Source organism: Microbispora corallina (assembly GCF_016863035.1).
GTDB classification, from domain to species: Bacteria; Actinomycetota; Actinomycetes; order Streptosporangiales; family Streptosporangiaceae; genus Microbispora; species Microbispora corallina.
In genome coordinates this window covers 194,095-217,161 of the sequence record NZ_BOOC01000007.1, presented here as the reverse complement: position 1 = coordinate 217,161, position 23,067 = coordinate 194,095, and the positions used below count along the sequence as shown (strand labels likewise).

22 protein-coding genes and 2 tRNA genes are annotated in these 23,067 nt (G+C 68.6%); 11 read left to right on the top strand and 13 right to left on the bottom strand.

Going from position 1 to position 23,067, the window contains the following annotated elements:
- Window positions 1-214: 214 nt before the first annotated feature.
- From Mco01_RS11970 to Mco01_RS11945, 6 genes are all read right to left on the bottom strand, one after another.
- Window positions 215-2,794 carry a valine--tRNA ligase gene (locus Mco01_RS11970; protein ID WP_204056951.1) on the bottom strand — a complete coding sequence of 860 codons (2,580 nt, stop codon included), beginning with the start codon at window positions 2,792-2,794 and terminating at the stop codon, window positions 215-217.
- Between the two features lie 63 nt (window positions 2,795-2,857).
- On the bottom strand, window positions 2,858-4,141 hold the full coding sequence (gene clpX / locus Mco01_RS11965) for an ATP-dependent Clp protease ATP-binding subunit ClpX (RefSeq protein WP_036331957.1): 1,284 nt from the start codon (window positions 4,139-4,141) through the stop codon (window positions 2,858-2,860).
- A 195-nt stretch (window positions 4,142-4,336) separates the two neighbouring features.
- The gene (locus tag Mco01_RS11960; RefSeq protein WP_157099875.1) at window positions 4,337-4,999 is read right to left on the bottom strand and encodes an ATP-dependent Clp protease proteolytic subunit; all 663 of its coding nucleotides are present in this window, start codon (window positions 4,997-4,999) and stop codon (window positions 4,337-4,339) included.
- Window positions 4,996-5,640, bottom strand: a complete 645-nt coding sequence (locus Mco01_RS11955) for a ClpP family protease (RefSeq protein ID WP_036331955.1) — start codon at window positions 5,638-5,640, stop codon at window positions 4,996-4,998. Before Mco01_RS11955 ends, Mco01_RS11960 begins: the two co-directional genes overlap by 4 nt.
- Window positions 5,641-6,009: 369 nt before the next feature.
- Window positions 6,010-7,389, bottom strand: coding sequence for a trigger factor (gene tig / locus Mco01_RS11950; protein WP_204056950.1), 1,380 nt, complete (start codon window positions 7,387-7,389; stop codon window positions 6,010-6,012).
- Between the two features lie 196 nt (window positions 7,390-7,585).
- Window positions 7,586-8,452 carry a Sco1979 family transcriptional regulator gene (locus Mco01_RS11945; RefSeq protein ID WP_204056949.1) on the bottom strand — a complete coding sequence of 289 codons (867 nt, stop codon included), beginning with the start codon at window positions 8,450-8,452 and terminating at the stop codon, window positions 7,586-7,588.
- A gap of 373 nt (window positions 8,453-8,825) precedes the next feature.
- Here Mco01_RS11945 and Mco01_RS11940 point away from each other — a divergent pair, with 373 nt between their 5' ends.
- Together Mco01_RS11940 and Mco01_RS11935 are read left to right on the top strand one after the other, a co-directional pair.
- Window positions 8,826-9,212, top strand: coding sequence for an ATP-binding protein (locus tag Mco01_RS11940; protein WP_239103537.1), 387 nt, complete (start codon window positions 8,826-8,828; stop codon window positions 9,210-9,212).
- A gap of 83 nt (window positions 9,213-9,295) precedes the next feature.
- Window positions 9,296-9,805, top strand: a complete 510-nt coding sequence (locus tag Mco01_RS11935; RefSeq protein WP_204056947.1) for a hypothetical protein — start codon at window positions 9,296-9,298, stop codon at window positions 9,803-9,805.
- A gap of 26 nt (window positions 9,806-9,831) precedes the next feature.
- Here the strand turns inward: Mco01_RS11935 and Mco01_RS11930 are convergent, their stop codons facing one another.
- Window positions 9,832-10,467: a GNAT family N-acetyltransferase gene (locus Mco01_RS11930; RefSeq protein WP_307825572.1), complete on the bottom strand. Its 636-nt coding sequence runs from the start codon at window positions 10,465-10,467 to the stop codon at window positions 9,832-9,834.
- 8 nt (window positions 10,468-10,475) lie between these two features.
- On the opposite strand from Mco01_RS11930, the gene Mco01_RS11925 reads away from it, so the two are divergent.
- Both Mco01_RS11925 and Mco01_RS11920 read left to right on the top strand, forming a co-directional pair.
- The gene (locus tag Mco01_RS11925; protein WP_204056946.1) at window positions 10,476-11,288 is read left to right on the top strand and encodes an alpha/beta hydrolase; all 813 of its coding nucleotides are present in this window, start codon (window positions 10,476-10,478) and stop codon (window positions 11,286-11,288) included.
- Between the two features lie 150 nt (window positions 11,289-11,438).
- Complete coding sequence (locus Mco01_RS11920; RefSeq protein ID WP_204056945.1) at window positions 11,439-11,798, top strand: hypothetical protein; 360 nt, start codon at window positions 11,439-11,441, stop codon at window positions 11,796-11,798.
- 69 nt (window positions 11,799-11,867) lie between these two features.
- Here the strand turns inward: Mco01_RS11920 and Mco01_RS11915 are convergent, their stop codons facing one another.
- Window positions 11,868-12,308 carry a hypothetical protein gene (locus tag Mco01_RS11915; protein ID WP_239103536.1) on the bottom strand — a complete coding sequence of 147 codons (441 nt, stop codon included), beginning with the start codon at window positions 12,306-12,308 and terminating at the stop codon, window positions 11,868-11,870.
- A gap of 97 nt (window positions 12,309-12,405) precedes the next feature.
- On the opposite strand from Mco01_RS11915, the gene Mco01_RS11910 reads away from it, so the two are divergent.
- Window positions 12,406-13,368: a GlxA family transcriptional regulator gene (locus Mco01_RS11910; RefSeq protein ID WP_204056944.1), complete on the top strand. Its 963-nt coding sequence runs from the start codon at window positions 12,406-12,408 to the stop codon at window positions 13,366-13,368.
- Between the two features lie 239 nt (window positions 13,369-13,607).
- On the opposite strand, the gene Mco01_RS11905 is transcribed toward Mco01_RS11910, so the two are convergent.
- Entirely contained in the window at window positions 13,608-14,510 is a 903-nt protein-coding gene (locus tag Mco01_RS11905) for a phosphotransferase (RefSeq protein WP_204056943.1), read from the bottom strand.
- 390 nt (window positions 14,511-14,900) lie between these two features.
- Window positions 14,901-14,971 (bottom strand) — tRNA-Gly (locus Mco01_RS11900).
- A gap of 90 nt (window positions 14,972-15,061) precedes the next feature.
- Between Mco01_RS11900 and Mco01_RS11895 the strand changes: the two genes are divergently transcribed.
- A tRNA-Pro gene (locus Mco01_RS11895) sits at window positions 15,062-15,138 on the top strand.
- Here Mco01_RS11895 and Mco01_RS11890 read toward each other — a convergent pair.
- Window positions 15,117-15,896, bottom strand: coding sequence for an integrase core domain-containing protein (locus tag Mco01_RS11890; protein WP_204056942.1), 780 nt, complete (start codon window positions 15,894-15,896; stop codon window positions 15,117-15,119). The two genes, Mco01_RS11895 and Mco01_RS11890, sit on opposite strands and share 22 nt — an antisense overlap.
- Here Mco01_RS11890 and Mco01_RS11885 point away from each other — a divergent pair.
- The gene (locus Mco01_RS11885) at window positions 15,887-16,315 is read left to right on the top strand and encodes a hypothetical protein (protein WP_204056941.1); all 429 of its coding nucleotides are present in this window, start codon (window positions 15,887-15,889) and stop codon (window positions 16,313-16,315) included. The genes Mco01_RS11890 and Mco01_RS11885 overlap by 10 nt on opposite strands.
- A 312-nt stretch (window positions 16,316-16,627) precedes the next feature.
- Window positions 16,628-19,144: an ATP-binding protein gene (locus tag Mco01_RS11880; RefSeq protein ID WP_204056940.1), complete on the top strand. Its 2,517-nt coding sequence runs from the start codon at window positions 16,628-16,630 to the stop codon at window positions 19,142-19,144.
- Window positions 19,145-19,273: 129 nt separating this feature from the next.
- Here the strand turns inward: Mco01_RS11880 and Mco01_RS11875 are convergent, their stop codons facing one another.
- Entirely contained in the window at window positions 19,274-19,918 is a 645-nt protein-coding gene (locus Mco01_RS11875) for a TetR/AcrR family transcriptional regulator (protein WP_204056939.1), read from the bottom strand.
- Between the two features lie 76 nt (window positions 19,919-19,994).
- Between Mco01_RS11875 and Mco01_RS11870 the strand changes: the two genes are divergently transcribed.
- Both Mco01_RS11870 and Mco01_RS11865 read left to right on the top strand, forming a co-directional pair.
- On the top strand, window positions 19,995-21,098 hold the full coding sequence (locus tag Mco01_RS11870) for an FAD-dependent monooxygenase (protein ID WP_204056938.1): 1,104 nt from the start codon (window positions 19,995-19,997) through the stop codon (window positions 21,096-21,098).
- Between the two features lie 51 nt (window positions 21,099-21,149).
- The gene (locus Mco01_RS11865; RefSeq protein WP_204056937.1) at window positions 21,150-21,998 is read left to right on the top strand and encodes a helix-turn-helix transcriptional regulator; all 849 of its coding nucleotides are present in this window, start codon (window positions 21,150-21,152) and stop codon (window positions 21,996-21,998) included.
- A 21-nt stretch (window positions 21,999-22,019) separates the two neighbouring features.
- Here the strand turns inward: Mco01_RS11865 and Mco01_RS11860 are convergent, their stop codons facing one another.
- Window positions 22,020-22,403 (bottom strand): VOC family protein, encoded by a 384-nt coding sequence (locus Mco01_RS11860; RefSeq protein ID WP_204056936.1) that lies wholly within the window; start codon window positions 22,401-22,403, stop codon window positions 22,020-22,022.
- A 100-nt stretch (window positions 22,404-22,503) separates the two neighbouring features.
- Between Mco01_RS11860 and Mco01_RS11855 the strand changes: the two genes are divergently transcribed.
- Window positions 22,504-23,001 (top strand): DUF2087 domain-containing protein, encoded by a 498-nt coding sequence (locus Mco01_RS11855; protein ID WP_204056935.1) that lies wholly within the window; start codon window positions 22,504-22,506, stop codon window positions 22,999-23,001.
- Window positions 23,002-23,067: the final 66 nt, after the last annotated feature.

Genomic DNA, 23,067 nt, shown 5'->3' with positions numbered 1-23,067 from the left:
CCCCGAATGGGACACCGCGTCGAATCGACGCAGGGCGCCCGGCAACCGGGTCGGATAAGAGGGAGTGCCGAAAGCCTAGCAGCCCGTCTCCTGTGGGGAGTTCGTGGCGCGCCGTGCTTTCTGGCGTGGGTAGAGACTAGCACCCGCCGGGTGGTGCCGAGGACAACTTCCGTAACTTCCCTCGGCACACTCCCCCTAAACCTCAGACACCCAACTAGGCCGGCAGCGCGGCCAGGAGGCCCTCCAGGCGGTCGATGTCCTCCTCGGCCTGGGCGGCCCGCTGGCGCACCTTGGCCACGACGTCGTCCGGCGCCTTGGCCATGAACTGCTCGTTGCCCAGCTTGCCCGTCACCTGCGCGTGCTCCTTCCGGGCCACAGCCAGGTCCTTCTCCAGGCGCTTACGCTCGGCCGCGACGTCGATGGCGCCGGCCGTGTCGATCTCGACCGTCACCGCGCCAGCCGTCAGCCGGGCCGTAGGCGAGAACGCCTCCGTGGCGTCGTCCAGCCGCAGCAGGGTCCGGATGGCGGGCTCGTGCGTGGCGAGAGCCGTACCGGACAGGGACAGCCGGGCGGCGACGCGCTGCCCGGGCTTCAGCCCCTGGTCGGAACGGAACCGGCGGACCTCCGTGACGAGCTCCTGCAGGGAGGCCACCTCCTGCTCGGCCTCGGGGTCGACCAGTTCGGGCGAGAATTCGGGCCAGGAGGCGATCACGATCGACTTCCGCCCCGTCAGCGCCTGCCACAGCTCCTCGGTCACGAACGGCACCAGCGGGTGCAGCATCCGCAGGAGGGCGTCGAAGACGTGACCGAGGACGCGCGCCGTGTTCTCGGCGACCGCTCCGCCCTCGGAGATCTGGACCTTGGCCAGCTCGACGTACCAGTCGAAGACCTCATCCCAGGCGAAGTGGTAGAGCGCGTCGGAGATCTTGGCGAACTCGAACTCCTCGAACGCCGCGTCCACCGACGAGATCACCGACTGCAGGCGCGACAGGATCCACCGGTCGGGCGCGGTGAGCTCGTCCGGCAGGCCATCCGACACGGCGCCGTTCATGAGCGCGAAGCGCGTGGCGTTCCAGATCTTGTTGCAAAAGTTGCGCGAGCCGGCGGCCCAGTCCTCGCTGATCGCGACGTCGGAGCCGGGGTTGGCCCCGCGCAGCAGCGTGAAGCGGGTGGCGTCGGCGCCGTACCTCGCGATCCAGTCGAGCGGGTCGACGACGTTGCCGAACGACTTCGACATCTTCTTGCCGAACTGGTCGCGGACCATGCCGTGCAGCGCGACCGTGCGGAACGGCGGCCGCCCGTCCATCGCGTACAGCCCGAACATCATCATCCGCGCGACCCAGAAGAAGAGGATGTCGTAACCCGTGACCAGGACGCTGGTCGGGTAGAACCGGGCCAGGTCGGGGGTCTTGTCGGGCCACCCGAGCGTGGAGAACGGCCACAGGCCCGAGGAGAACCAGGTGTCGAGGACGTCGGGGTCCTGCTGATAGCCGGCGGGCGGCTCCTCATCGGGTCCGACGCACACCATGTCGCCGTCGGGGCCGTACCACACCGGGATCCGGTGCCCCCACCACAGCTGCCGGGAGATGCACCAGTCGTGCATGTCGTCGACCCAGTCGAAGTAGCGCTTGGCCAGCTCCGGCGGGTGGATGCGGGTGCGCCCGTCGCGAACGGCGTCGCCCGCGGCCTTGGCGAGCGGCGCGACGTTCACGAACCACTGCAGCGACAGCCGCGGCTCGACCACGGTCTTGCAGCGTGAGCAGTGGCCGACCGAGTGGACGTACGGCCGCTTCTCGGCGACGATCCGGCCCTGCTGGCGCAGCGCGCCGACCACCGCCGGGCGCGCCTCGAACCGGTCGAGGCCCTGGAACGGACCGTGGGCGGTGATGATGCCCCGCTCGTCCATGATGACGAGGGACTCCAGCGAATGCCGCCGCCCGATCTCGAAGTCGTTGGGGTCGTGGGCCGGGGTGACCTTGACGGCGCCGGTGCCGAAGGACGGGTCCACGTGCTCGTCGGCCACGATCGGGATGCGCCGCCCGGTGAGCGGGACCTCGACCTCCTTGCCGATGAGGTGGGCGTAGCGCTCGTCGTTGGGATGCACGGCCACCGCGGTGTCGCCGAGCATGGTCTCGGCCCGGGTGGTGGCGACGACGATCTCCGCGTCGCCGGAGCCGTACCGGATCGAGACGAGCTCGCCGTCGTCGTCGCTGTGCTCGACCTCGATGTCCGACAGCGCGGTCAGGCATCGGGGGCACCAGTTGATGATCCGCTCGGCGCGGTAGATGAGCCCGTCGTCGAAAAGCTTCTTGAAGATCGTCTGGACGGCCCGGGACAGGCCCTGGTCCATCGTGAACCGCTCACGCGACCAGTCGACGCCGTCGCCGAGCTTCTTCATCTGCCCGAGGATGCGCCCGCCGGACTCCTCCTTCCACTGCCAGACGCGCTCGACGAACGCCTCGCGTCCGAAGTCGTGGCGGGACAGGCCGTCCTTGGCGATCTCACGCTCGACCACGTTCTGGGTGGCGATGCCGGCGTGGTCCATCCCCGGCAGCCACAGGGTCTCGTAGCCCCGCATGCGGGCCCGCCGGGTCAGCGCGTCCTGGATCGAGTGGTCGAGCGCGTGGCCCACGTGGAGGGAGCCGGTCACGTTCGGCGGCGGGAGCACGATGCTGTACGGCTCGCGCCCGCTGCCCGCGTCAGCGGTGAAGTAGCCCGCCGATACCCAGCGCTCGTAGCCGCGGGTCTCGACTTCGGCGGGCTGGTACTGGGTGGGCAGCTCAGGCGTCGTCATGATGCCCAATTCTAGGGACGTCCGGACGCCGCCCGTGCCGCCGGCGATCCGGACGGAAGGGTCCTAGGCGGACTTCTCGCGCGGCGTGCGCTGCTGCTTGGCCTGGAGCTGGTCGCGCGGGACGAGCGTCGGGTTCACGTGCTCCAGCACGGCCTCGCGGGTGATGACGACGCGGGCGACGTCCTGGCGGGAGGGCACCTCGTACATGACGGACAGGAGCACCTCCTCCATGATGGCTCGCAGGCCGCGGGCGCCGGTGCCGCGCAGGATGGCCTGGTCGGCGATGGCCTCGAGGGCGTCGTCGGTGAACTCCAGCTCCACGTTGTCCAGCTCGAACAGCCGGCGGTACTGCTTGACGAGCGCGTTGCGCGGCTCGGTGAGGATCTGGATGAGCGCCTCGCGGTCCAGGTTGTGCACCGAGGTGATCACTGGGAGCCGGCCGACGAACTCGGGGATCATGCCGAACTTGAGCAGGTCCTCCGGCATCACGTCGGAGAAGATGTCCGAGGAGTCGGACTCCTCCTTCGAGTGGATGATCGCGTTGAAGCCGATCCCCTTCTTGCCGACCCGCGATTCGATGATCTTCTCGAGGCCGGCGAACGCGCCGCCGCAGATGAACAGCACGTTGGTGGTGTCGATCTGGATGAACTCCTGGTGCGGGTGCTTGCGGCCGCCCTGCGGGGGCACGCTGGCCGTCGTCCCCTCCAGGATCTTCAGCAGCGCCTGCTGGACGCCCTCACCGGAGACGTCACGGGTGATCGACGGGTTCTCGCTCTTGCGGGCGATCTTGTCGACCTCGTCGATGTAGATGATGCCGGTCTCGGCCTTCTTGACGTCGTAGTCGGCGGCCTGGATCAGCTTGAGGAGGATGTTCTCCACGTCCTCGCCGACGTACCCCGCCTCGGTGAGGGCGGTGGCGTCCGCGATGGCGAACGGGACGTTGAGCATCTTGGCGAGGGTCTGGGCGAGCAGGGTCTTGCCGGAGCCGGTGGGGCCGAGCAGGAGGATGTTCGACTTGGCGAGCTCTATGCCGTCGTCGCGGCCGCGCTCCCCCGACTGGACCCGCTTGTAGTGGTTGTAGACGGCGACCGACAGGGCCTTCTTCGCCTTGTCCTGCCCGATGACGTACGCGTCGAGAAACTCGTAGATCTCGCGCGGCTTGGGCAGGTTGTCCCACTTGAGCTCGGAGGACTCGGACAGCTCCTCCTCGATGATCTCGTTGCAGAGATCGATGCACTCATCGCAGATGTAGACGCCGGGTCCGGCGATGAGCTTCTTGACCTGCTTCTGGCTCTTGCCGCAGAACGAGCACTTCAGCAGGTCTCCGCCGTCGCCGATGCGTGCCACCCCAGATACTCCTTTGCGTGGGACCGCCCCTGCAGCCGCGGTCACTTCCGTCCGCAACCCGATCATGTACCGGTGCGAAAACGTCATCCCGCTCAGGTTTCGACGTTACCGTCTCTCGGGCCCTCAGTGAGCCCCCTAGCGGTGAGTCGCACCGGAACGTGCCCAATTGGGCACCGTTCCGGTGCGGCAACTCCCTCAGGAAGCGATCGCCGCCGCGCGCTTCTTCCGCGACGGGATGATGTCGTCCACCAGCCCGTACGCCTTCGCCTCGGAGGCGCTGAGGATCTTGTCACGCTCGATGTCCCTGCGGACGTCGTCGGGCGACTTGCCCGAGTGCTTCGCCACGATTTCCTCGAGCAGCGACCGCATGCGCAGGATCTCGCGGGCCTGGATCTCGATGTCGCTGCCCTGGCCGCCGCCCTCGGTGTAGGGCTGGTGGATGAGGACACGGGCGTTGGGCAGCGCGAACCGCTTCCCGGGCGTCCCGCCGGCCAGCAGGACCGCGGCGGCGGAGGCCGCCTGGCCCAGGCAGACCGTCTGGATCTCCGGACGGACGAACTGCATCGTGTCGTAGATCGCCGTCATGGCGGTGAACGACCCGCCCGGGGAGTTGATGTACATGCTGATGTCGCGGTCCGGGTCGAGCGACTCCAGCGTCAGCAGCTGCGCCATCACGTCGTTCGCCGAGGCGTCGTCGATCTGGACCCCGAGGAAGATGATGCGGTCCTCGAACAGCTTGTTGTACGGGTTCATCTCCTTGACGCCGTACGACGTGCGCTCGACGAAGGAGGGAAGGACGTAGCGGCCGTTGATGTCCCCCGGCCGGATCAGCTCACTCACTTGGGAAGCTCCAGTCATGAGACGGCGCCCTCGGAGGGCACCTGACGCGCGCTGCGCACGACGTGGTCGATGAAGCCGTAGTCCCTGGCCTCCTCGGCCGTGAACCAGCGGTCGCGGTCGGAGTCGCGCTCGATCTGGTCGAGCGGCTGACCCGTGTGGAACGCGATGCGCTCCGCGAGGGTCTTCTTCACGTACAGCATCTGCTCGGCCTGGATGGCGATGTCGGCCGCGGTGCCGCCGATGCCGCCGGACGGCTGGTGCATCATGATCCGCGCGTGCGGCAGGGCGTACCGCTTGCCCTGGGCGCCCGCGCAGAGCAGGAACTGCCCCATCGAGGCGGCCAGCCCCATCGCGACCGTGCAGACGTCGTTCGGCACGTACTCCATCATGTCGTAAATCGCCATGCCGGCCGTCACCGAGCCGCCCGGGGAGTTGATGTACATCCAGATGTCCCGGTCCGGGTCGTCGGCGGCCAGGAGCAGGAGCTCGGCGCACAGCCGGTTGGCGACCTCGTCGTTGACCTGGGTGCCGAGCACCACGATGCGCTCACGCAGCAGGCGCTGGTAGAGCTGGTCCTCGAGGCGGCCGGGAGCGCCTTCGGGGCCCCGGGCCTCGAGACCGGAGCCGGTGGGCGGGAAGAAGGTCGGCGGGCTGGTCACAGCGTCACCTTCCGATGCGTCGTTATCGATTGGCTTTGCTTGTGACCTTAACGCGCGCCGCAGACAGGTCATGCCTCCTCGCCGTACTGTTCGCTGACGGCGCATGTCGGCGGCCTCGGCGCGAAGGGATCGGCGTGTCCCCGCCCTGCCCGGCGTTTCCGGAGCCGGGACCCGGCCGTCAAGGCGCAGGTCGGGAGGGGTGCGGCCGCCCCGGCGAGAGCCGTAAGAAGAAAATTTGCGTGGATTTGTCCCGAGAGGGAACGAGAAAACCCCCGCGCACCGAAGTGCGGCGGGGGTTTCTCCTCGCCGAGTCGCCGTGGGCCGATCTCCCGGCCCGTACGGCTTTTCAGGTCGATCCCGGATCGAGGATCAGCTCTGGGCGGGCTGCTCGGCGGCGGCCTCGTCCTCCGGCTGCTCCTGCTCGGGGTTGAGCTCGGTGTAGATGGCCTTGAGGTCGACCTCGTTGCCCGCCTCGTCGGTCACCTTGGCGGCGTCGCCGATGAGCGTCTTGGCCTTCTCGCGGACGATCTCCATCATGGCCAGCGTGAGCTGGTTGTTGTCGGCCAGGTGCTGGGCCAGCGTGTTGGGCGCGACGCCGAGCTGCATGGCGCGGCGCACCACGAAGTCGGTGAGCTCCTGCTCGCTGACGCCGATGTCCTCAGACTTGACGATCTTGTCCAGCACGAAGCCCGACTTGAGGGCCTTGCGAGAGTTCTCCTCGTAGTCGGCGAACAGCTCGTCCTCGGTGGTCTGCTGGAGGCGGAGGTAGGCCTCGCGGCTCAGTCCGCTCTCCGCGATCTGGTGCTCCAGATTGTGCTTGCGGGCGTCGATCTCGGCGTTGAGCGCGCTCTCCGGCAGCGGAATGTCGATCTTGTCGAGCAGCGCGTCGAGGGCCTTCTCGCGGCTCTGCATGACCTGGTCGATCAGCTTGTTGCGGCGGGCCTGCTCGCGGATGCTGTCCTTCAGCTCGTCGAGCGTGTCGAACTCGCTGGCCAGCTGGGCGAACTCGTCGTCGAGCTCGGGCAGGACCTTCTCCTTGACCGACTTGACCTTGATGATCACGTCGGCCTCCTCGCCGGCGTTCTCGCCGCCGACGAGCGTGGTGCGGAAGGTCTTCTCGTCGCCCGCGGCCATGCCCTGGAGGGCGTCGTCGAGGCCCTGCAGGACCGAGCCGGCGCCGACCTCGTAGGAGACGTCCGCGGCCTGCTGCTCGTCGATGTTCTCGCCGTCGATCTCGGCGCGCAGGTCCATGACGACGTAGTCGCCGTTCTGGGCCGAGCGCTCCACGCCGGTCAGCGTCGCGAAGCGCTGGCGCAGCCCGTCGAGCTGGGCCTCGATGTCGGCGTCGCTCACCTCGGCGGTGGTGACGACGATCTCGGTGCCCTCGTAGTCGGGCACGTCGAAGGCCGGCCGGACGTCGACCTCGGCGGTGAACTCGACCTGCTCACCGTCCTCGATCTTGGTGACCTCGATCTCGGGCTGACTGACCGGGAAGACCTCGGTCTCGTCCACGGCCTGGCCGTACAGCTTGGGCAGGGCGTCGTTGAGGGTCTCCTCGAGAACCACCGCGCGGCCGAAGCGCTGCTCGATGATCCGGGCCGGCACCTTGCCGGGACGGAAGCCGGGCACGCGAACCTGCTGTGCGACCTTCTTGTACGCGGCCTGCAGGCTGGGCTCGAGCTCCTTGAACGGCACCTCGACGGTGAGCTTGACCCGGGTAGGGCTGAGCTCCTCGACAGCGGTCTTCACGGGGTGGTCTCCTTGATCCAGCATCTGGTGATCGCAGGCGCGTCGTGCACGGCAACCGCGGCACTACGCGCGCCGCGCCCACGTGAGAGGCGCTCGGCCGCCACGCCGGCACGCGACCTCTCCGGGCATGCTCGACTGTGGCGGGTGTCCAGCGCCAAGGGCAGTCTAGAGCAGACCGGAGCCTATGGGCGACTGATCAGAGGTCCGTCATGATCTGCCGCAGCAGGTCGACCGTCTCCGCGGGGGTGGTGCTGACCGCGCACAGCCGTTCCATGACCTCGCCGTAGCGGTCGACCTCCTCGCGTTTGTCGAGGTAGAGGGCGCTGGCGAGCTGCTCGACGTACACGATGTCGGGAAGCTCGGGGTCGGCGAAGCGCAGGATGCTGAACGCGCCGCCCTCCGCGGCGTGTCCTCCGAAGCTGAACGGGATGACCTGAATCGTCACGTTGGGCTGGTTCATCAGGTCGATCAGGTGCTGGATCTGGCCGCGCATGACCTCGACGCCGCCGATCGGCCGCCGCAGCGCCGCCTCGTCGATCACCGCCCAGAACATCGGGCTGGACTCGCCGTCGAGGATCCGCTGGCGCTCCAGGCGCAGGTCGACACGCCGGGCGATCTCCTCGGGCGCCGCGCCGACCGCGCCGGCCGTGATCACCGCCCGGGCGTACTCCTTGGTCTGCAGCAGGCCGGGGACGAACTGCACCTCGTACGTTCGGATGCGCTCGGCCGCCTCCTCCAGGCCGACGTACGCCTGGAACCAGGAGGGCAGCAGGTCGTTGAAGCGGTGCCACCAGCCGGGCTCGTTCGCCCTCTCCACGAGGCTCATCACCTGGCCGCGCGTCTCTTCGTCCTCGACGCCGTACAGGGCGAGGAGGTCGGCGACGTCGCGTTCCTTGAAGCCGACCCGGCCGAGCTCCATGCGGCTGATCTTGGACTCGGAACCGCGGATGCAGTGCCCTGCTTCATCGCGGCTGATCCCCTTGCTCTCGCGGAGCTTGCGGAGCTGGGAGCCCAGGAGGATGCGGAGGGCTGTGGGACCCGATCCAGCCTGGATCTGTGTCACGGCACCTCCCTCGACAATCGGCTACGTGTGCCGCCAAGGGACGACCTGCACGAAACCCCCAGCCCACACAGTGTCACCACTACGGGCTCCGATGACAAGGGTCGATCTCCCTCCCCCTGACGCTCCAGGTTCACCCTCTGGATGCTTGCACGCGTCAAGTGCACGTGCATTTGGGTCTTGCAGCGGAGCGAGAGGGTGTTCCATCATGTCTTGGTGCATATTGGGCCAAAGGTGCACCAACCCTCGAATATGGCCAGCGGGAGGTACGGGCAGCATGTCGGAGAAGCCCATTTCCGCCGGCCCGTTGACCCGTGAAGTGGGATTCGGTTGGTTCCTCCGCGCCGCCGGGACCTCCGATAAGGCCACGTGTCCTTTGCGCCCACAGGCCGATTCCGTCAAGACGGCCCGCGACGTCACCCGTACGACACTGCAGCGGTGGGGTCTTTCGGAGCTGAGCGACGACGCGACGCTCGTGGTTTCGGAGCTCGTGACCAACGCCGTCCGTTACGCGCTGTACCCGTCCCCGGCTCCGCCCGCGCGCGACCACCCCATAACGCTGATGCTGCTCCGGATCGCCCCACACGTGTTGCTCGCGGTCTCGGACCCGAGCGACCGGGCGCCCTCCCCCAGCCAGCCCGACTTCGTGTCGGAACACGGCCGCGGCCTCTACATAGTGGAGACCTACAGCCAGGCCTGGGGCTGGGACACGCTGGACGAGGGCGGTAAGGCCGTGTGGGCCCTCTTCCGTACGGGCGACTGATCCCGTCTTCCCCCACGCGGCGATCTGAAGTGCGCACGTGGGCCCGGTGGCCGATCGCCATCACACTGGCTCTGCTTCCCAGCGTGTTCGCCTGGCTGGGCAGCGAGCTGATCTCCGGCGTCAGCGGCTTCTACTACGACATCAGTGTGATCGACGGAATCGGCGTCTACCCGTTGGCCCAAGGTCTCGGCATCGGCTACCTCGGTTCGGGCGCGCTGTCCGGGATGGTGGTCGTCTGGCAGGCCGAGATGCTGACCCTTGCCCTGGCGCTGCCTGCCGTCGCGGTGGGCGTCGCCGCGCTGCTGCGGAACCGATGGAACGGGAGGGTCGCCCGGGTCGTCGCCTGCGCCCTCCTGATGCTGGCGGCCGTCAACCTCATGGCCACCGTCGTGAGTCTCTGGTCGCCGCTGACGCAGTGCCCTCCGGCCGTCCTCGACACTCTGCCGAGCGGCTACGCGTGCTACATGAACGGCGGCTCCGTCCGCACGCCTCCGTTCCTTTACGGCGTCGCGTACGCGTCGGCGGCGCGCCTGCTGCTCGCCTTGGGCCGCGGGAGAGGCCGCCGCGCCTCGCCGGCGGTTCTCCCGGCCTGACCACCTCATGGCCGTGGGGCGGAACCTCAGGTCAGGCCGAAATGCGACAGGCAGGGCTCCAAGCCGTGGATCTCGACGGGAACCGGGCCGGCGAACGCGTCCCGGCGCAGGCGCAGACGTCGCGCGACGGCACGCTGCCCGCGCACGTTGTGCGTCGACAGCCCGTCGGGCTCGTAACCGAGCTTGCGGGAGACGGCCAGCGAGGACGTGTTGTGCTCGAACGCGGAGGAGACCGCCGAGAGCGCGCCGAGTCCGGTGAAGGCCAGATGAAGGACGGCGGCGCGCATCTCGGTGCCCAGGCCGCGTCCCTGGTACGAGCGCCCGAGCCAGGAGCCCGTGTGCACCTCACGGGTGACGGCGAAGTCGGCCGCCGACAGGTCCTGGATGCCGATGGCCCGGCCGTCGTGGATGACGGCGAAGTTGCAGCACCAGCGCTCGGGACGCCACCGGGCGATCTCGCCGAGGTTGAACAGGACGACGTTCCTGGGGAGGTCCTCGCTCGGAACGTCCGTCCACGGGGGGACGAAAGGCATCACCTCGGGATCGTGGATTCCCTCGGCCGCCCGATCGCCGAGCTGATCGAGGTCCTCAAGCGTGGGCAGGCGCAGCTCCAGCCGGGGCGTGGTCATGCGCAGCTTGAACAGAGGCCAGTGATCGGGCACGGTCCAGAGTGTCCAAGACGGCGTGGTGGGCGGCAAGGCGTCTTCGCCGAGTCAAGGGGGACCGGGTGGAAGTCCGCGTGGACAGAGGCCTCGTCTACGGGCCGAGCGGCAAGGCTCTCGACATCTACCGGTGTGACGGCGCCGCTCGCCGGCCGGTCGTCCTGCTCTGGCACGGAAGGGGACCTGACGAACGCGACGTGCTCGAACCGCTGGCGCGTGCGGTCGCGGAGCGGGATGTCGTCGTGTTCGTTCCCGACTGGCGTTCCGATGCGCCGGACGGAGGGAGAGGCCACCTGTGGGAGTCGGCCGCCTTCGTCCGAGGCGACGCGGGTGACTTCGGCGGCGACGCCGACCGGATCGTTCTCGCCGGGTGGTCCATGGGCGGAAGGGCCGCGGCAGGGATTGCGGTGAACGGAGCGGCCTTCGGTCACTGGCGGCCGTCCGCAGTCGTCACCATCGCCTCCGGTTTCGATCGGCCCGCGCCGTCGACGGGCGGCATCCCCCTCGACGACCTCGCGACGACGACGGTGGAGCCGGTTCCGTTCTGGCTGGTTCACGGGAGCAGGGACCCCATCGTGGATGTGCGGCAGGCGCGCCGGTTCGCGAGCGCCCTGCGAGAGCGTGGGTGGCAGGCGGCCGTGGCCGAGGCGGAGACGGATCACGCCGGCATCGTGATGACGGAGTACGACCCGGAACTGGGGCGGTGCAGGGCCGCGCGATCACGGCACGCGATCGAAGCGGGTCGTCGTACGGCCCAGGTCATCGCCGATGCCGCTTCGACATCACGGACATGGACGACGCGTGAGGAGAGCGGGAGCTGACGCGGCCTCGACGCTCCATGCGCCTGATTCTTCTGTCCACGGCGACCTGGAGACGTCGGGAACGGGATAACGTGGCCGCTCCGGCAAATCGACATTGTCGATGTTCCAGGCACCACTTACAGCTGTGGAAACCTTCGGCGAGGAGGACACGTGACAGTGGCGCGAGTACTCGTGGTCGGTCTCGATCCCGCCAAGATCGAGGGCTGGGATCCGGAGCCGGTCCAGGCGGCGATAGCGCGTGGTCGGGCTCGTTTCGACGATCGGGGCATCCAGTCCGACTGGTGCCTGGTGGCACTCGACGAGAACCCCGAAGCCGCGATCGCAGAGGCGCTGACCGGCAACGACTACGCCTGCGTGGTGATCGGGGGCGGCATCCGCAAGCACGAGCCGTTGCTCGAACTCTTCGAGAGGGTGGTCAACCTGGTCCGCCGGCACGCGCCTGACGCGGCCATCGCCTTCAACAACAATCCCGACGACTGCCTCGACGCGGCTCTGCGGTGGCTGCGCTGACTCTGCAGGAGATCGGGCAGCCGCGCCCACGGCGCGGTGGCGGCGCTGCGACGGCCTGTGCGGGAGTGTTCAGTGGTGGGCATGGGCGTACTCGTCACGCCGCCAGAGCATGACCGCCAGCATGAGCGGGAACATCGCCACATGTGCCGCGATCATCAGGGTCATCCCGTCGATCGCGTCCAGCCACAGGAGCGGGAACAGCGGCACGACCGGAGCGAACATGACGCCGCACATCTCCAGCGTGGAGGCCCAGGGGTGGCCGCGGAAGCGCATCCAGGCGCCCATGCCCGCCGACATGTCGAACGCCATCAGCAGGTAGGCGAGCTCCGGATCGCGGGCGTACGACAGATCGATCCCGAAGGCGGACGACCACAGCAGGCCGAGCGCGATCATCCCGGCGAACATGGCGATGATCATCTCGATGTAGTGCAGGGTGAACCTTCCCCATCGCCGCGCGTGGCGCTGGGTGCCGGGAGGCGAGGCAGGCATCGGCGGAGTCGGGTGAGTCATGGCTCAACTGTCCGGGCGCCCGGAGAAGGTGCCAACGAAGTGTCAGAGACAGGTCCGGAAACTTGGGTGCCCTGTCTTTCTGACATACGGTTGTGCCATGACCGAGCGGCGTGTGGTCGTGGTGGGATACCAGGCGGCGGAGCTGCTGGACATCGCGTGCGTGACGTCGACGCTGATAGCGGCGAACGTCCACGGCGCCACCCCGCCCTACGACGTGTGCCTGGCCACTCCGTCGGGCCTGCCCGTCACCTGCAGCAGCGGGCTGACCCTGCAGGGGCAGCAGGCCCTGCAGCGCATCGCCGGGCCGCTGGACACACTGATCGTGTCAGGGGGAATCGGGCGCGAGGAAGCGGCCGCCAGCCGGGTGATCGTTGGTCACGTCCGTCGATTGGCGCGGGAGAGCCGCCGGGTCGCATCGGTGTGCACGGGCGCGGCGGTGCTGGCCGCCGCCGGCCTGCTCGACGGGCGGCGCGCCACCACCCACTGGCAATACGCGCACGAGCTCGCCGCGCGTCATCCAGAGGTCTCGGTCGACGCCGATCCGATCTTCATCCGCGACGGCAACGTCGCTACTGCCGCCGGCGTCACCAGCGCCCTGGATCTGACCCTCGCCTTCATCGAGGAAGACCATGGCGCCGCCCTCGCCCGGGAGGTGGCCCGCAACCTGGTGACCTACCTGCAACGGCCCGGCAACCAGGCACAGATGAGCATGTTCACCGCAGGCCCGCCACCCGGCGACAGCCTGATCCAGCGGGTGGTCGACCACGTCACCGGCCACTTGGACGCCGACCTGAGCACGGCCACCCTGGCGGCCGGCGCGGGAGTGAGCGAGCGCCACCTGAACCGGCTGTTCCTCAAGCACCTGGGCCAGACCCCGGGCCGATTCGTACGCCGGGCCCGCACCGAGGCAGCCGCCCACCTTCTGGCCTCCACCTCCCTGCCCATGACCGCAATCGCGACCCGTTGCGGCTTCGGCACGGCTGAGACCCTCCGCCAGGCCTTCGTCGATCGATACGGCATTCCGCCCTCGCGCTACCGCCTGACCCAGGCCACCGCGTAGTCACTCCAGACGGGGTCGCGGCCGGTCCGGGGGACGTCCTAATGGGAGATCTCCTGCCAGCCCCCTCGAAAAGGCTTTGCGACACACCACAGGTGGCCTGCTGTTTGCCGTGAGTCACCGCACTGACGCGCACGCGACGGGCACGGGCAAGAAGCGCCCGTCACCCCTCGATAACGGGGCGCTCCGGTAACACTCCCTCGCGGCACCCTCTGAATCAATGCCGATTTTCTGCATCCGGGTCACAGTGAGGCGGTCTCGGTTGTGATGAAGTCGATATAACCGGCGGGAAGCGTCATCCCGCGCGACAGCATCCAGTGGATGCGACCAGCTCCGGTCAGTGCGAGCGTCACCCGATAGCCCAGCTCGACGTCGCCGGCATCGAAGCAGCCGGCCGACCCGTCAAGGTAGTCGGCGAGATGGCGGCCGAGCGTGGTCAGCGTCAGTGATGCAAGATCGGCGCCCACCGGGCCCACCCCGAACGTCGCCCAGTCCAGCACCACAGTGCCGGCACCGTCGTCGGCAGCGATGAGGTTGCCACCGGAGAAGTCGCCATGCACGAGCACTCGAGGTACCCCGTCCAGCCGCTTCAGCAGTTCCCGGCGTCGTCGCCACAATGCCGGGATGTGCGGATGCACGTCCATGCCGGTCCAGTCCAGCTCACTGACCGCGATCCGCTGGGCGAGCTGGTGCCCTGACAGCCACGGTACGTCTGGCACAGTGGAATTGGCCTGCCAGCGGCCAAGCTGGTGCGCAGCCACGTGTGGCGATTGCGGTGTGGTGCCGACGTCGGCGAGATAGATGACGTCGTCGATGACGCCGTAGCAGCGTGGGGAGGTTAGACCTGGTCCCTCTGGTAGCAGTCCGCTGGCGTAGGCGAGAGGTTCCCGCCGCCAGTAGGCCCAGTGCCGGGGATCGGCGGCGCCGGCGGCGTGGCGTCCAGCGGTCACTGGTCGGCAGGCTTTGCGGATCACAGTGAAGGCGACCTGGTCGTGATCGAGCTGTGCCAGGCCCGACAACCTGGTCACGACGCCGGTGGCGGCCCCGGAACTGCCGGTGATCGGTTCGCTACAGCACCACACGAGCGAGCCTCCGGGGTGCTTCAGCACCGCATCCAGCACTGCTTGGGGAACGTGATCCTCCACTCACGGCAGGGTAGGCCGCCAACTCGCTTGCGTGCCTTGTATTTTCTGCGTGGCCGGCGGGGAGGGTTTGTCCGGCGGTGTCTCCGCGCGGTCAGCGCCTGGCGGCTGTTCCAGCTCAGCCCTTCGGCCTGTGATCAGAGATGTAGTGTCGCCTGGCGGCCCATCGACGCCGGCCGTCCGGCGTTCTTTGCGCGCCGTCCGCCGGGAGCGCCAGCGGGAGGCGGCGGCGTGCGCCGTGACGGCGGCGCGTGCGGCCCGGTCAGGGCCGCCTTGAGATTGCGCAGGACGGGGCACAAGAACGAGCCATCGGGCACGGAAGATTCAAAACAGTAAGTGAAGATCACAAAGGCCAGGCACCGCGTCGCGGATGACCTGGCCTTTTTCGATGAGAGCGGACGACGGGAATCGAACCCGCGTAGCCAGTTTGGAAGACTGGGGCTCTACCATTGAGCTACGTCCGCGCGCGGCCGGTGGTCATCTGGTCTAGACTTCATCCGGTCGTCAGGGCGTAAGCGTACCGGAGTCTCCGAGCGCTCGCGCACCCGGCGAGACGGGGCGTGGCGCAGCTTGGTAGCGCGCTTGCTTTGGGAGCAAGAAGTCGCAGGTTCAAATCCTGTCGCCCCGACCAGTGTGATGTCTCAAGACATCGGAAACCCTCGAACCTACGGGTTCGGGGGTTTCTTGCTTTGGGGCTGGTAGTCGCGGCTGGGGTCGATGGACGCGGGTGTGGGTGTCGCCGTCGCGGCTGCCGGCCGGTTGGGCCTTGGGCCGGGTGTTGTAGACCGCGGCGGGGGTGGCGCGGTGGGGCAACGACCGGTGGGGGCGGTGGTGGTTGTAGGCGTCGGCGAAGCGGTCGATGAGGGTCTGTAAGTCGCCGATGGTGGTGGGCTGGTCGGGCTGGGCGCGGAGCCATTTCTTCATCGTCTGCTGGAAGCGTTCGACCTTTCCGCAGGTGGTGGGGTGGTTGGGGGTGGAGTTCTTCTGCGTGACGTGCAGGCGGCGCAGTTCGTGTTCGAAGGCGTTGCGGCCGCCGCGGCCGCCGGACAAGCGGGTGGTGAAGACCATGCCGTTGTCGGTCAGTGTGGAGGCGGGCACGCCGTGGGCGGCCACCGCGTGGCGGAAGGTGTCGCGCACGATCGGTCCGGTGACGCGGTTGTGGGCCGTCACCGACAGGGCGTAGCGAGAGTGGTCGTCCGGCCAGGTGAGGATCTCGGCGTCGGTGCCGTCGGCGAGCCGGTAGTGGGTGAAGTCGGCCGGACACGTCCCGCCATTCAGGGGGCGAATCGGTTGAGGTCGAGGCGCCGGAAACCGCCACAGACAGGGGTGCGGCCATAGAGTGGACGGCCTCTGGATCTTCCGCCGGAAAGGGGCGCGAGATGGATCCAATCGTGGTGGCGGCGGGAACCGCGGTGGTGTCCGCGATGGCCACCAGTGCGTGGGAGACGGCCCGGGACGGGGTGGTCGCGTTGTGGCGCCGGGCTCACCCGGATAAGGCTGAGCAGGCCGGCGCAGAGCTGGAGGTGGTGCGGGCCGAGGTGGTGCAGGCCCGCCGTGACGGCGATGCCGACACCGAGCAGGCTCTGGCTGGAGAGTGGCAGAGCAAGCTGCAGCGCCTGGTGAGGACCGAGCCGGCGCTGGCGGACGAGGTACGGCGGCTCCTGGAGGAGTACCTGATGCCCGCCCTGGCCGCCGATGAGCAGACCCGTGTCCGGTCGATCATCCAGACGGCCAACGCCACCGGCCGACACAACACGATTTATCAGGCTGGGGGAAACATCACCAGCTACCTGCCGCCGACGTCGTGACTGCTCCCGCCCGCGGACCCGCCGCGCATGCAAGTTGACCAGGCGGCGCCCCCGGAGCCGGGTCAGAAGGTGCCGGCGAGGGTGGCGGACACGGAGCGGTCCGGCCAGGTGAGGGTCCGCTCATGCCATGCTCGGCCGAACCTGCAGAAGCGCCTGGAAAAGGCACCACAGGTAGTTCGCGAGAAGTGCGCCGGAACGACGAGGGCAGCCTGGCCCGTCATCGTCTGCTGGCGGACCCTTCTGCGTGACAGCATGGCAGGGGACTGCAAAGTCCGGGCGGGAGCGGGCCCGCGGCCTCGATGAAGGACAGTGATGGTGGATTCGGGAGCGGGTAAGACGGAGGAGCCCGGCGAACTTCGGCAGCACGCTCGCGCCGAGCATGGCGGAACGGTGAACCAGGCCGGCCGGGACATCATCATCCACAACCACATCAGGCAGTCCGATGGCGCCCCGATGATCCCGTACCAGCTTCCGCGAGACATTCACGACTTCACCGGACGCGAAGATACTTTAAGAAAGCTGCACAACCTGTTCGCCACCGGTAATGCCGACAGTAGGGCCATCGTCATCACGGCAATCGCCGGGAAGGGCGGTGTCGGCAAAACCGCGCTGGCGGTCCGTTGCGGACATCTCATCCGTGAGCTTTTCCCCGACGGTCAGTTGTACGTCAACCTTCACGGCATGGGAACGGTGCGACTCGACCCCGCAGACGTCCTGGCCGACTTCCTCTCCACGCTTGGCATCGCGAACGGCAAGATTCCGCGAAGCACCGATATGCGGGAGCGGCTCTACCGCACCCTGGTCGCCGAGCGGCGCCTTCTGGTCATCCTTGACGACGCCGCCGACGAGGCGCAGGTACGTCCGCTCCTGCCGGGCAGCCCGAGTTGCGGAGTGATCGTAACGAGCCGATCCCGCTTGGCCGCGCTGGAAGGAGCCCATATCCACGTGCTGGACACGCTCGACCCCGAGGAGTCGCTGGCGTTACTGGCCAAGATCGTGGGTGCCGACCGAATCACGGCCGAGCCGGAGGCGGCCGCCGCGATAACGCGACTGTGCGGCTATCTTCCGCTTGCGGTGCGTATCGTGGGCGCCCGGCTGGCGGCACATGACAGCGGGCGCCTGGCCAGACTGGCGACCCGGCTCGGTGACGGACGCCGACGGATCGACGAGCTACGAATAGGCGATCTCGAGGTACGCATGAGCCTCAGCCTCAGTTATCAGAGTTTGACTTCGGAGCAGCGCCGCGCATTTCGATTGCTGGCGCTCCCCGCCGTGCCGGACTTCACCGGACTGGCGGGGGCGCTGCTTCTGGACAGCGACATCTCGGCGGCGGAGGCCGTCATCGGCCGGCTTGTCGATGCCTCCCTGCTGGAGGTCGTCGGCGAGGACGAGGCAGACCATACGCGCTTTCGATTTCACGATCTCGTGCACGTGTTCGCGAGAGAATGCCTGTTACGAGACGAGGAGTTGGGCGAACAGAACGCCGCTCTCGATCGGCTCCTCGCCGGCTATCTCGCCGTCGCCCGGCGCGGCGCCGCGGCGCTTCGAGCGGAGCCACGGCAGCACGCCGATCACCCCGCTGACATCGACGCACTCCTCAGGGAGGACGGGGTCGGCGCCATTATCGACACACAACCGTTGGGCTGGTTCGCGGCGGAACGCCCGACTCTGTCGGCTCTCATCGAGCAGGCTCACGAAACTGGACGGCACGAGATGGCCGTTGCGCTCGCGATCGCATCGGTCGACTTCTTCGACGCGCGCTCTCATTGGGAGGATTGGGAGCGCACACACAAACTCGCTCTGACGAGCGCACAGCTCTCGGGCGACGTCGCGGCCGAGGCAGGGCTGCTGCGATCAACAGGCAGTCTCTACCGGCACACCCGGCGATTCGAAGCCGTCTCCTACCTCAACCGAAGCCTGCCGTTGCTGCGCGCACTGGGTGATCGCCGAGGTGAGGCGGCAGCCCTCCTCGACCTTGGTCTGATCTCCCGGGAACAGGGTCGGTTGAGCGAGGCGATCCGCTACTACGAGCGGTGTGCCGCGATCTACAGCGAACTGGGTGATCGGCACGGCGAGGCGATCGTGCTCCGCAGCCTGGGCTTCGTATACCGCGATCTGGGGCGGTTTCGCGAAGCGGCGGCGACCCACGAACAATGCCTCGCGACGTTCCGTTCGCTGGGTGACAGACGGTGGGAGGCGTTCGCACTTCGTGGACTTGGCCTCGTCTACCGAGGGCTCGGTCTCACGGCCGAAGGGCTGCGGTGCTTCGAGGAGGCCCTGCAGATATTTCGCGGTATCGGCGATCGATTGAACGAGGCATACCTTGTTTACGATCTTGCCAGCCTCCGTACCCACGAAGGACGTGAGGCGGAAGCGCTGGACCTGTTCGACAGGTGCCTGCCGATCCTACGAGAGCATCGCGATCAGCGTGGCGAAGCGTACGCCACCATGGAGCTCGGCCTGGCATACGCCCGTCTCGGGCAACCTGACGACGCCCGCGCCTGCTACGAGCAATGCGTGGCGGTGCTGAGCGAACTCGGCGACGTCAGGGGTGAGGCATGGGGGCTGCTCTACCTGGCGGACCTTTGCCGGAGCGAGACCCGCACAGCGGAGGCACTTGCCCTGTATGAACGCTGCCGGCCCATTTTCGCCGAGGCCGGCGACGCGGTCGGCGAGGCCAGAACGCTTCAAGGGCTCGGCATGACGCTTGCCGAGAGTCGGGACTACGAGCAGGCGCATCCGGTCCTGGCGACTGCGCTGGCCCGCTTTCAGGAGATGCACATGCCGGAGGCGGAGCGTCTGCGAGCCTATTTGGCTACCCTGGCGTAATCCGGGCCTCGTTCGCGGGTGGCTGGTGACTGCGCCCCGACCCGCCTGAACGACCAGCTGCTCCAAGGGAGTCCGCCCCGGCGAAGCCGGCCACGGGGTGTCGTACGGCGGCCCCGTCCTGCATCGGCGTCACGACGGCGCTTGTTCGCGTGAGCGTACGTACGGCTTGTCCTGCTCGTGCAGCCAGGGGCGCAGGGCGGCGTCCGTCGCCTCCTGCAAGCGGCGGCTCATGGCCACGGGATCATCGCCCCCCGTCTCCATCAGCACCTGCAGAGCGCCGGTGACCGCCCCGACGAACGCCCCCACGAGAGCCGCCGCCCCGACCTCGTCCAGCTCGCCGGGATAGGCCGCACACAGGTGACGAGCGATCTCCCGCTGCGCGTCGAGCTGGAGCTGCAGGCCGCGCCCCCGCATCGCGGGCACGGTCCGGATGAGCCGCATCCGGAGCGCGGCCACCCTGCTCACCATGTCGTCGCTGTCACGGTTCACGGTGCGCAGCGCGCGCAGCAGCACGTCGGCAGGCCGGTCCTCGGGCCCACGCGCGGCGATGGCGTCGACGACGGCCCTGATCCGCGAGTCGCTCTCCGGGAAGAGCACCTCCTCCTTGCTGGCGAAGTAGCTGAAGAAGGTGCGCGTGCCGATCTCGGCCGCCTCGGCGATGTCGGCGACGGTCGTGCCCTCGTAGCCGTGCTCCTCGAACAGCTCCACCGCGGCCTCGACGATCGCCTGGCGGGTGCGCTGCCGCTTCCGTTCGCGCAGGGAGAGCTCAGCCATGCCGCCGATGTTACCGCATGGAATGCCGAACGGCACTCATTGCAATACTGCACTGAATGCATCTATCGTCCGAAGCATGAAGACCGTGCTGATCTCAGGAGCCGGCATCGCCGGAAGCACCCTCGCCTACTGGCTCACCCGCCACGGGTTCGAGCCCACCGTCGTGGAGCGCGCCCACGGCCAGCGGTCCAGCGGCAGCCCCGTCGACGTGCGCGGTCCCGCCCGTGAGGTCGTCGAGCGCATGGGCGTCCTGCCCCGGCTGCGTGCCGCGGCGACCCGCGTGACCCGGCTGACCTTCGTCGACGGCCGCGGCAGGCGGGTCGGCGGCATGCGCATGCCGTCCGACGACATCGAGCTGCCCCGCGCCGACCTGGCCCGGGTCCTGTCCTCGACGGTGGCCGTCGAGTGCCTGTACGACGACACCGTCACCGCCTTGCGGCAGGACCCCGGCGGCGTGGATGTCACCTTCGAGAACGCCGCACCCCGCCGTTTCGACCTGGTCGTCGGCGCCGACGGGCTGCACTCGGCGGTCCGCCGCCTGGCCTTCGGCCCGGAGGAGCGATACGCCGACCATCTGGGCATGTACGTGGCCACCCTGCCCCTGCCCGGTCTCGCCCTCGACCCGCACGAGGTGGTCGTGTACAACTCCCCCGGCCGGGCCGTCGCCCTGCACCCCGGCACCGGTCAGGGCGGCGCCGCGTTCTTCTTCCGCAGTCCCGCCGTGCCCGGTTTCGACCACCGTGACACGGCCCAGCACAAGCGGCTGCTCGCCGGCGCCTTCGCCGGCGGCGCCTGGCGTATCCCGGAGCTGCTTGAACAGGTTCCGCAGGCGGACGACCTCTTCTTCGACTCCGTCAGCCGGGTACGTCTCGAGAGCTGGTCGACCGGGCGGATCGCCCTGCTCGGCGACGCGGCGTCCTGTGTCTCGCTCTTCGGTGACGGGTCCACCCTGGCCATCGCCGGAGCCGCGACCCTGGCCGACGCGCTGGCCGCGCACCGGGACGATCACATCGCGGCCTTCCGCGCCTACGAGGCCCGGCACCGCCTGCTGACCGGGCCCAAGCAGCGCTTCGTCGCCCCGGCGTCTCGGCTGCTCATCCCGGCGACCAGGTACGGCATCGCCGCCCGGAACGCCGGCACGCGCCTGCTGTCGGTCGTCTCGCGCGCCCGCGCCGCCTGACCAAGGGGCCGTCTTTTGCCCCTTTACCTGCGAATTCTTACCCTGTCGAGCATGCAGAACCCTCTCGGCGACTTCCTCCGCGCCCGGCGACAGATCATCTCCCCGGCCGAGGTGGGCTTGCCGCATGGCGTCCAGCAACGCCGGACACCGGGACTGCGCCGTGACGAGGTGGCGGTCCTGACCGGCGTCAGCGTGGACTACTACACGCGGCTGGAGCAGGGCAGGGAACGCCGCCCGTCCGATCAGGTGCTCGACGCCCTGGCCCGCGCGCTCCGCCTCGACACCGACGCGGCCGATCATCTCCACGAGCTCGCCCGACCCCGGGCGCGCGCATCCGGGGTCGACGGCGGCGACGACCGGGTCAGTCCGCAGGTGCTGCGGCTGATGAACCGGTGGGACGACGTCCTCTCCGTGGTGTTGAACCGCCGGACGGACGTGCTGGCCCACAACTCGCTGTGGGCGGGTCTCACCATGGGGCTGGAGCACACCGACAACGTCATGCGGATGTACTTCCTCGACCCGGCGTCGAGGGACCTCTGGGTGGACTGGGAGGAGGAGGCGCGTGCCATGGTCGCCCACATGCGCGCCGCCGTGGGGGCGGACCACGGAGATCCGTCCCTGGTCGGCCTGGTCAAGGAGCTCTCGGAGGAGAGCGAGGCCTTCCGGCAGATGTGGGCCCGTCACGACGTGCGTGTCAGGCGTCGCGACATCGTTCGCCTGCGCCATTCCCTTGTCGGTGATATGACACTCTGGCATGAGTCGTTCTCCATCGACGGCGCCCCCGGTCAGCGCCTGTTCACGGCTCAGGCGGAGCCGGGCAGTCCCTCCGAGAGGGCGCTGGCCGAGCTGAGGGCGATGACGCCCCTCGTGGACCGGTCAGGCGGATCGTCGTCCCGCTGACACACGTACCGTACGGTCAGGTCACTCGTACGGATGGGTGAGGAACTCGATGGAGTGGCCGTCGGGGTCGTCGACGTAGACGCCGCGGCCGTGGTGGCGGTGGTTGATCTGCCGGGGCTCCCGGTGGGCGGGGTCCGCCCAGTGGTCCATGCCGCCCTCCCTGATCCTGCCGTAGATCTCGTCGAACTCCTCCTCCGAGACCAGGAACGCCAGATGCTGCATGACGATGCGGCCGGGCTCGACGAGGGAGTCGGCGAAGTCCACCGTCACGCCATTGGCGAGCGGGACCGTGGCGAACGGGCCGAAGGACCCGGGGTCGGGCGCGCCGAGGAGTGCGGTGAGGAACCGGGCCGAGGCGAACCGGTCGGAGCTGTGCACGATGGTGTGGTCGAGCCGCGCGGTCACGGGACCTCCAGGATGTGGTCGGATCCGGTGAGCCCTTCTCCTCCGAGGTTACAAACCTCGCGGCGGCAAACCGCTTGCGCCCGCCGGTAGCGTGGCAAGGGTGATCGGCAAGGATGTGTCGCGTGTCCTCGGGCTGCTCGGCCAGGAGGACACGCTCCGCGTGTTCGCCTCTCTCGTCCTGCGGCCGGACGCGCCGCCCGCCGAGGCCGCCGGCCTGGAGCCCGAGGAGGCCGAGCAGGCGCTGACCCGGCTGGCCCGCGGCGGTCTCGCCGTACGGGAGGAGGGCGGCTGGCGGGCGCGGCCGGAGAGGTTCCGGGAGCTGCTCAAGGAGATCCCGTCCGAACGGCCGACGCTGCTCGACACCTTCCTGGTCGACGGGCGGCTGGTCTCCATCCCCGCGAAGCGGAGCAAGCGCCTGGTGGTGCTCGACTACATCGCCGGGCTCTTCGAGCCGGGCGTCCGCTACGCGGAGAAGGACGTGGACGTCGTCCTGCGGGCCTTTCACGACGATCACGCGGCCCTGCGCCGCCATCTGGTGGACGAGAGGTTCCTCAGCCGGGAGAACGGCTTCTACTGGCGGTCCGGCGGGACCGTCTGAGCCCGGCCGCCCCCAAACGCATACCTCAGAACGGGGCCTTTCCCGACGGCCCCGCCGCGCGGAGAC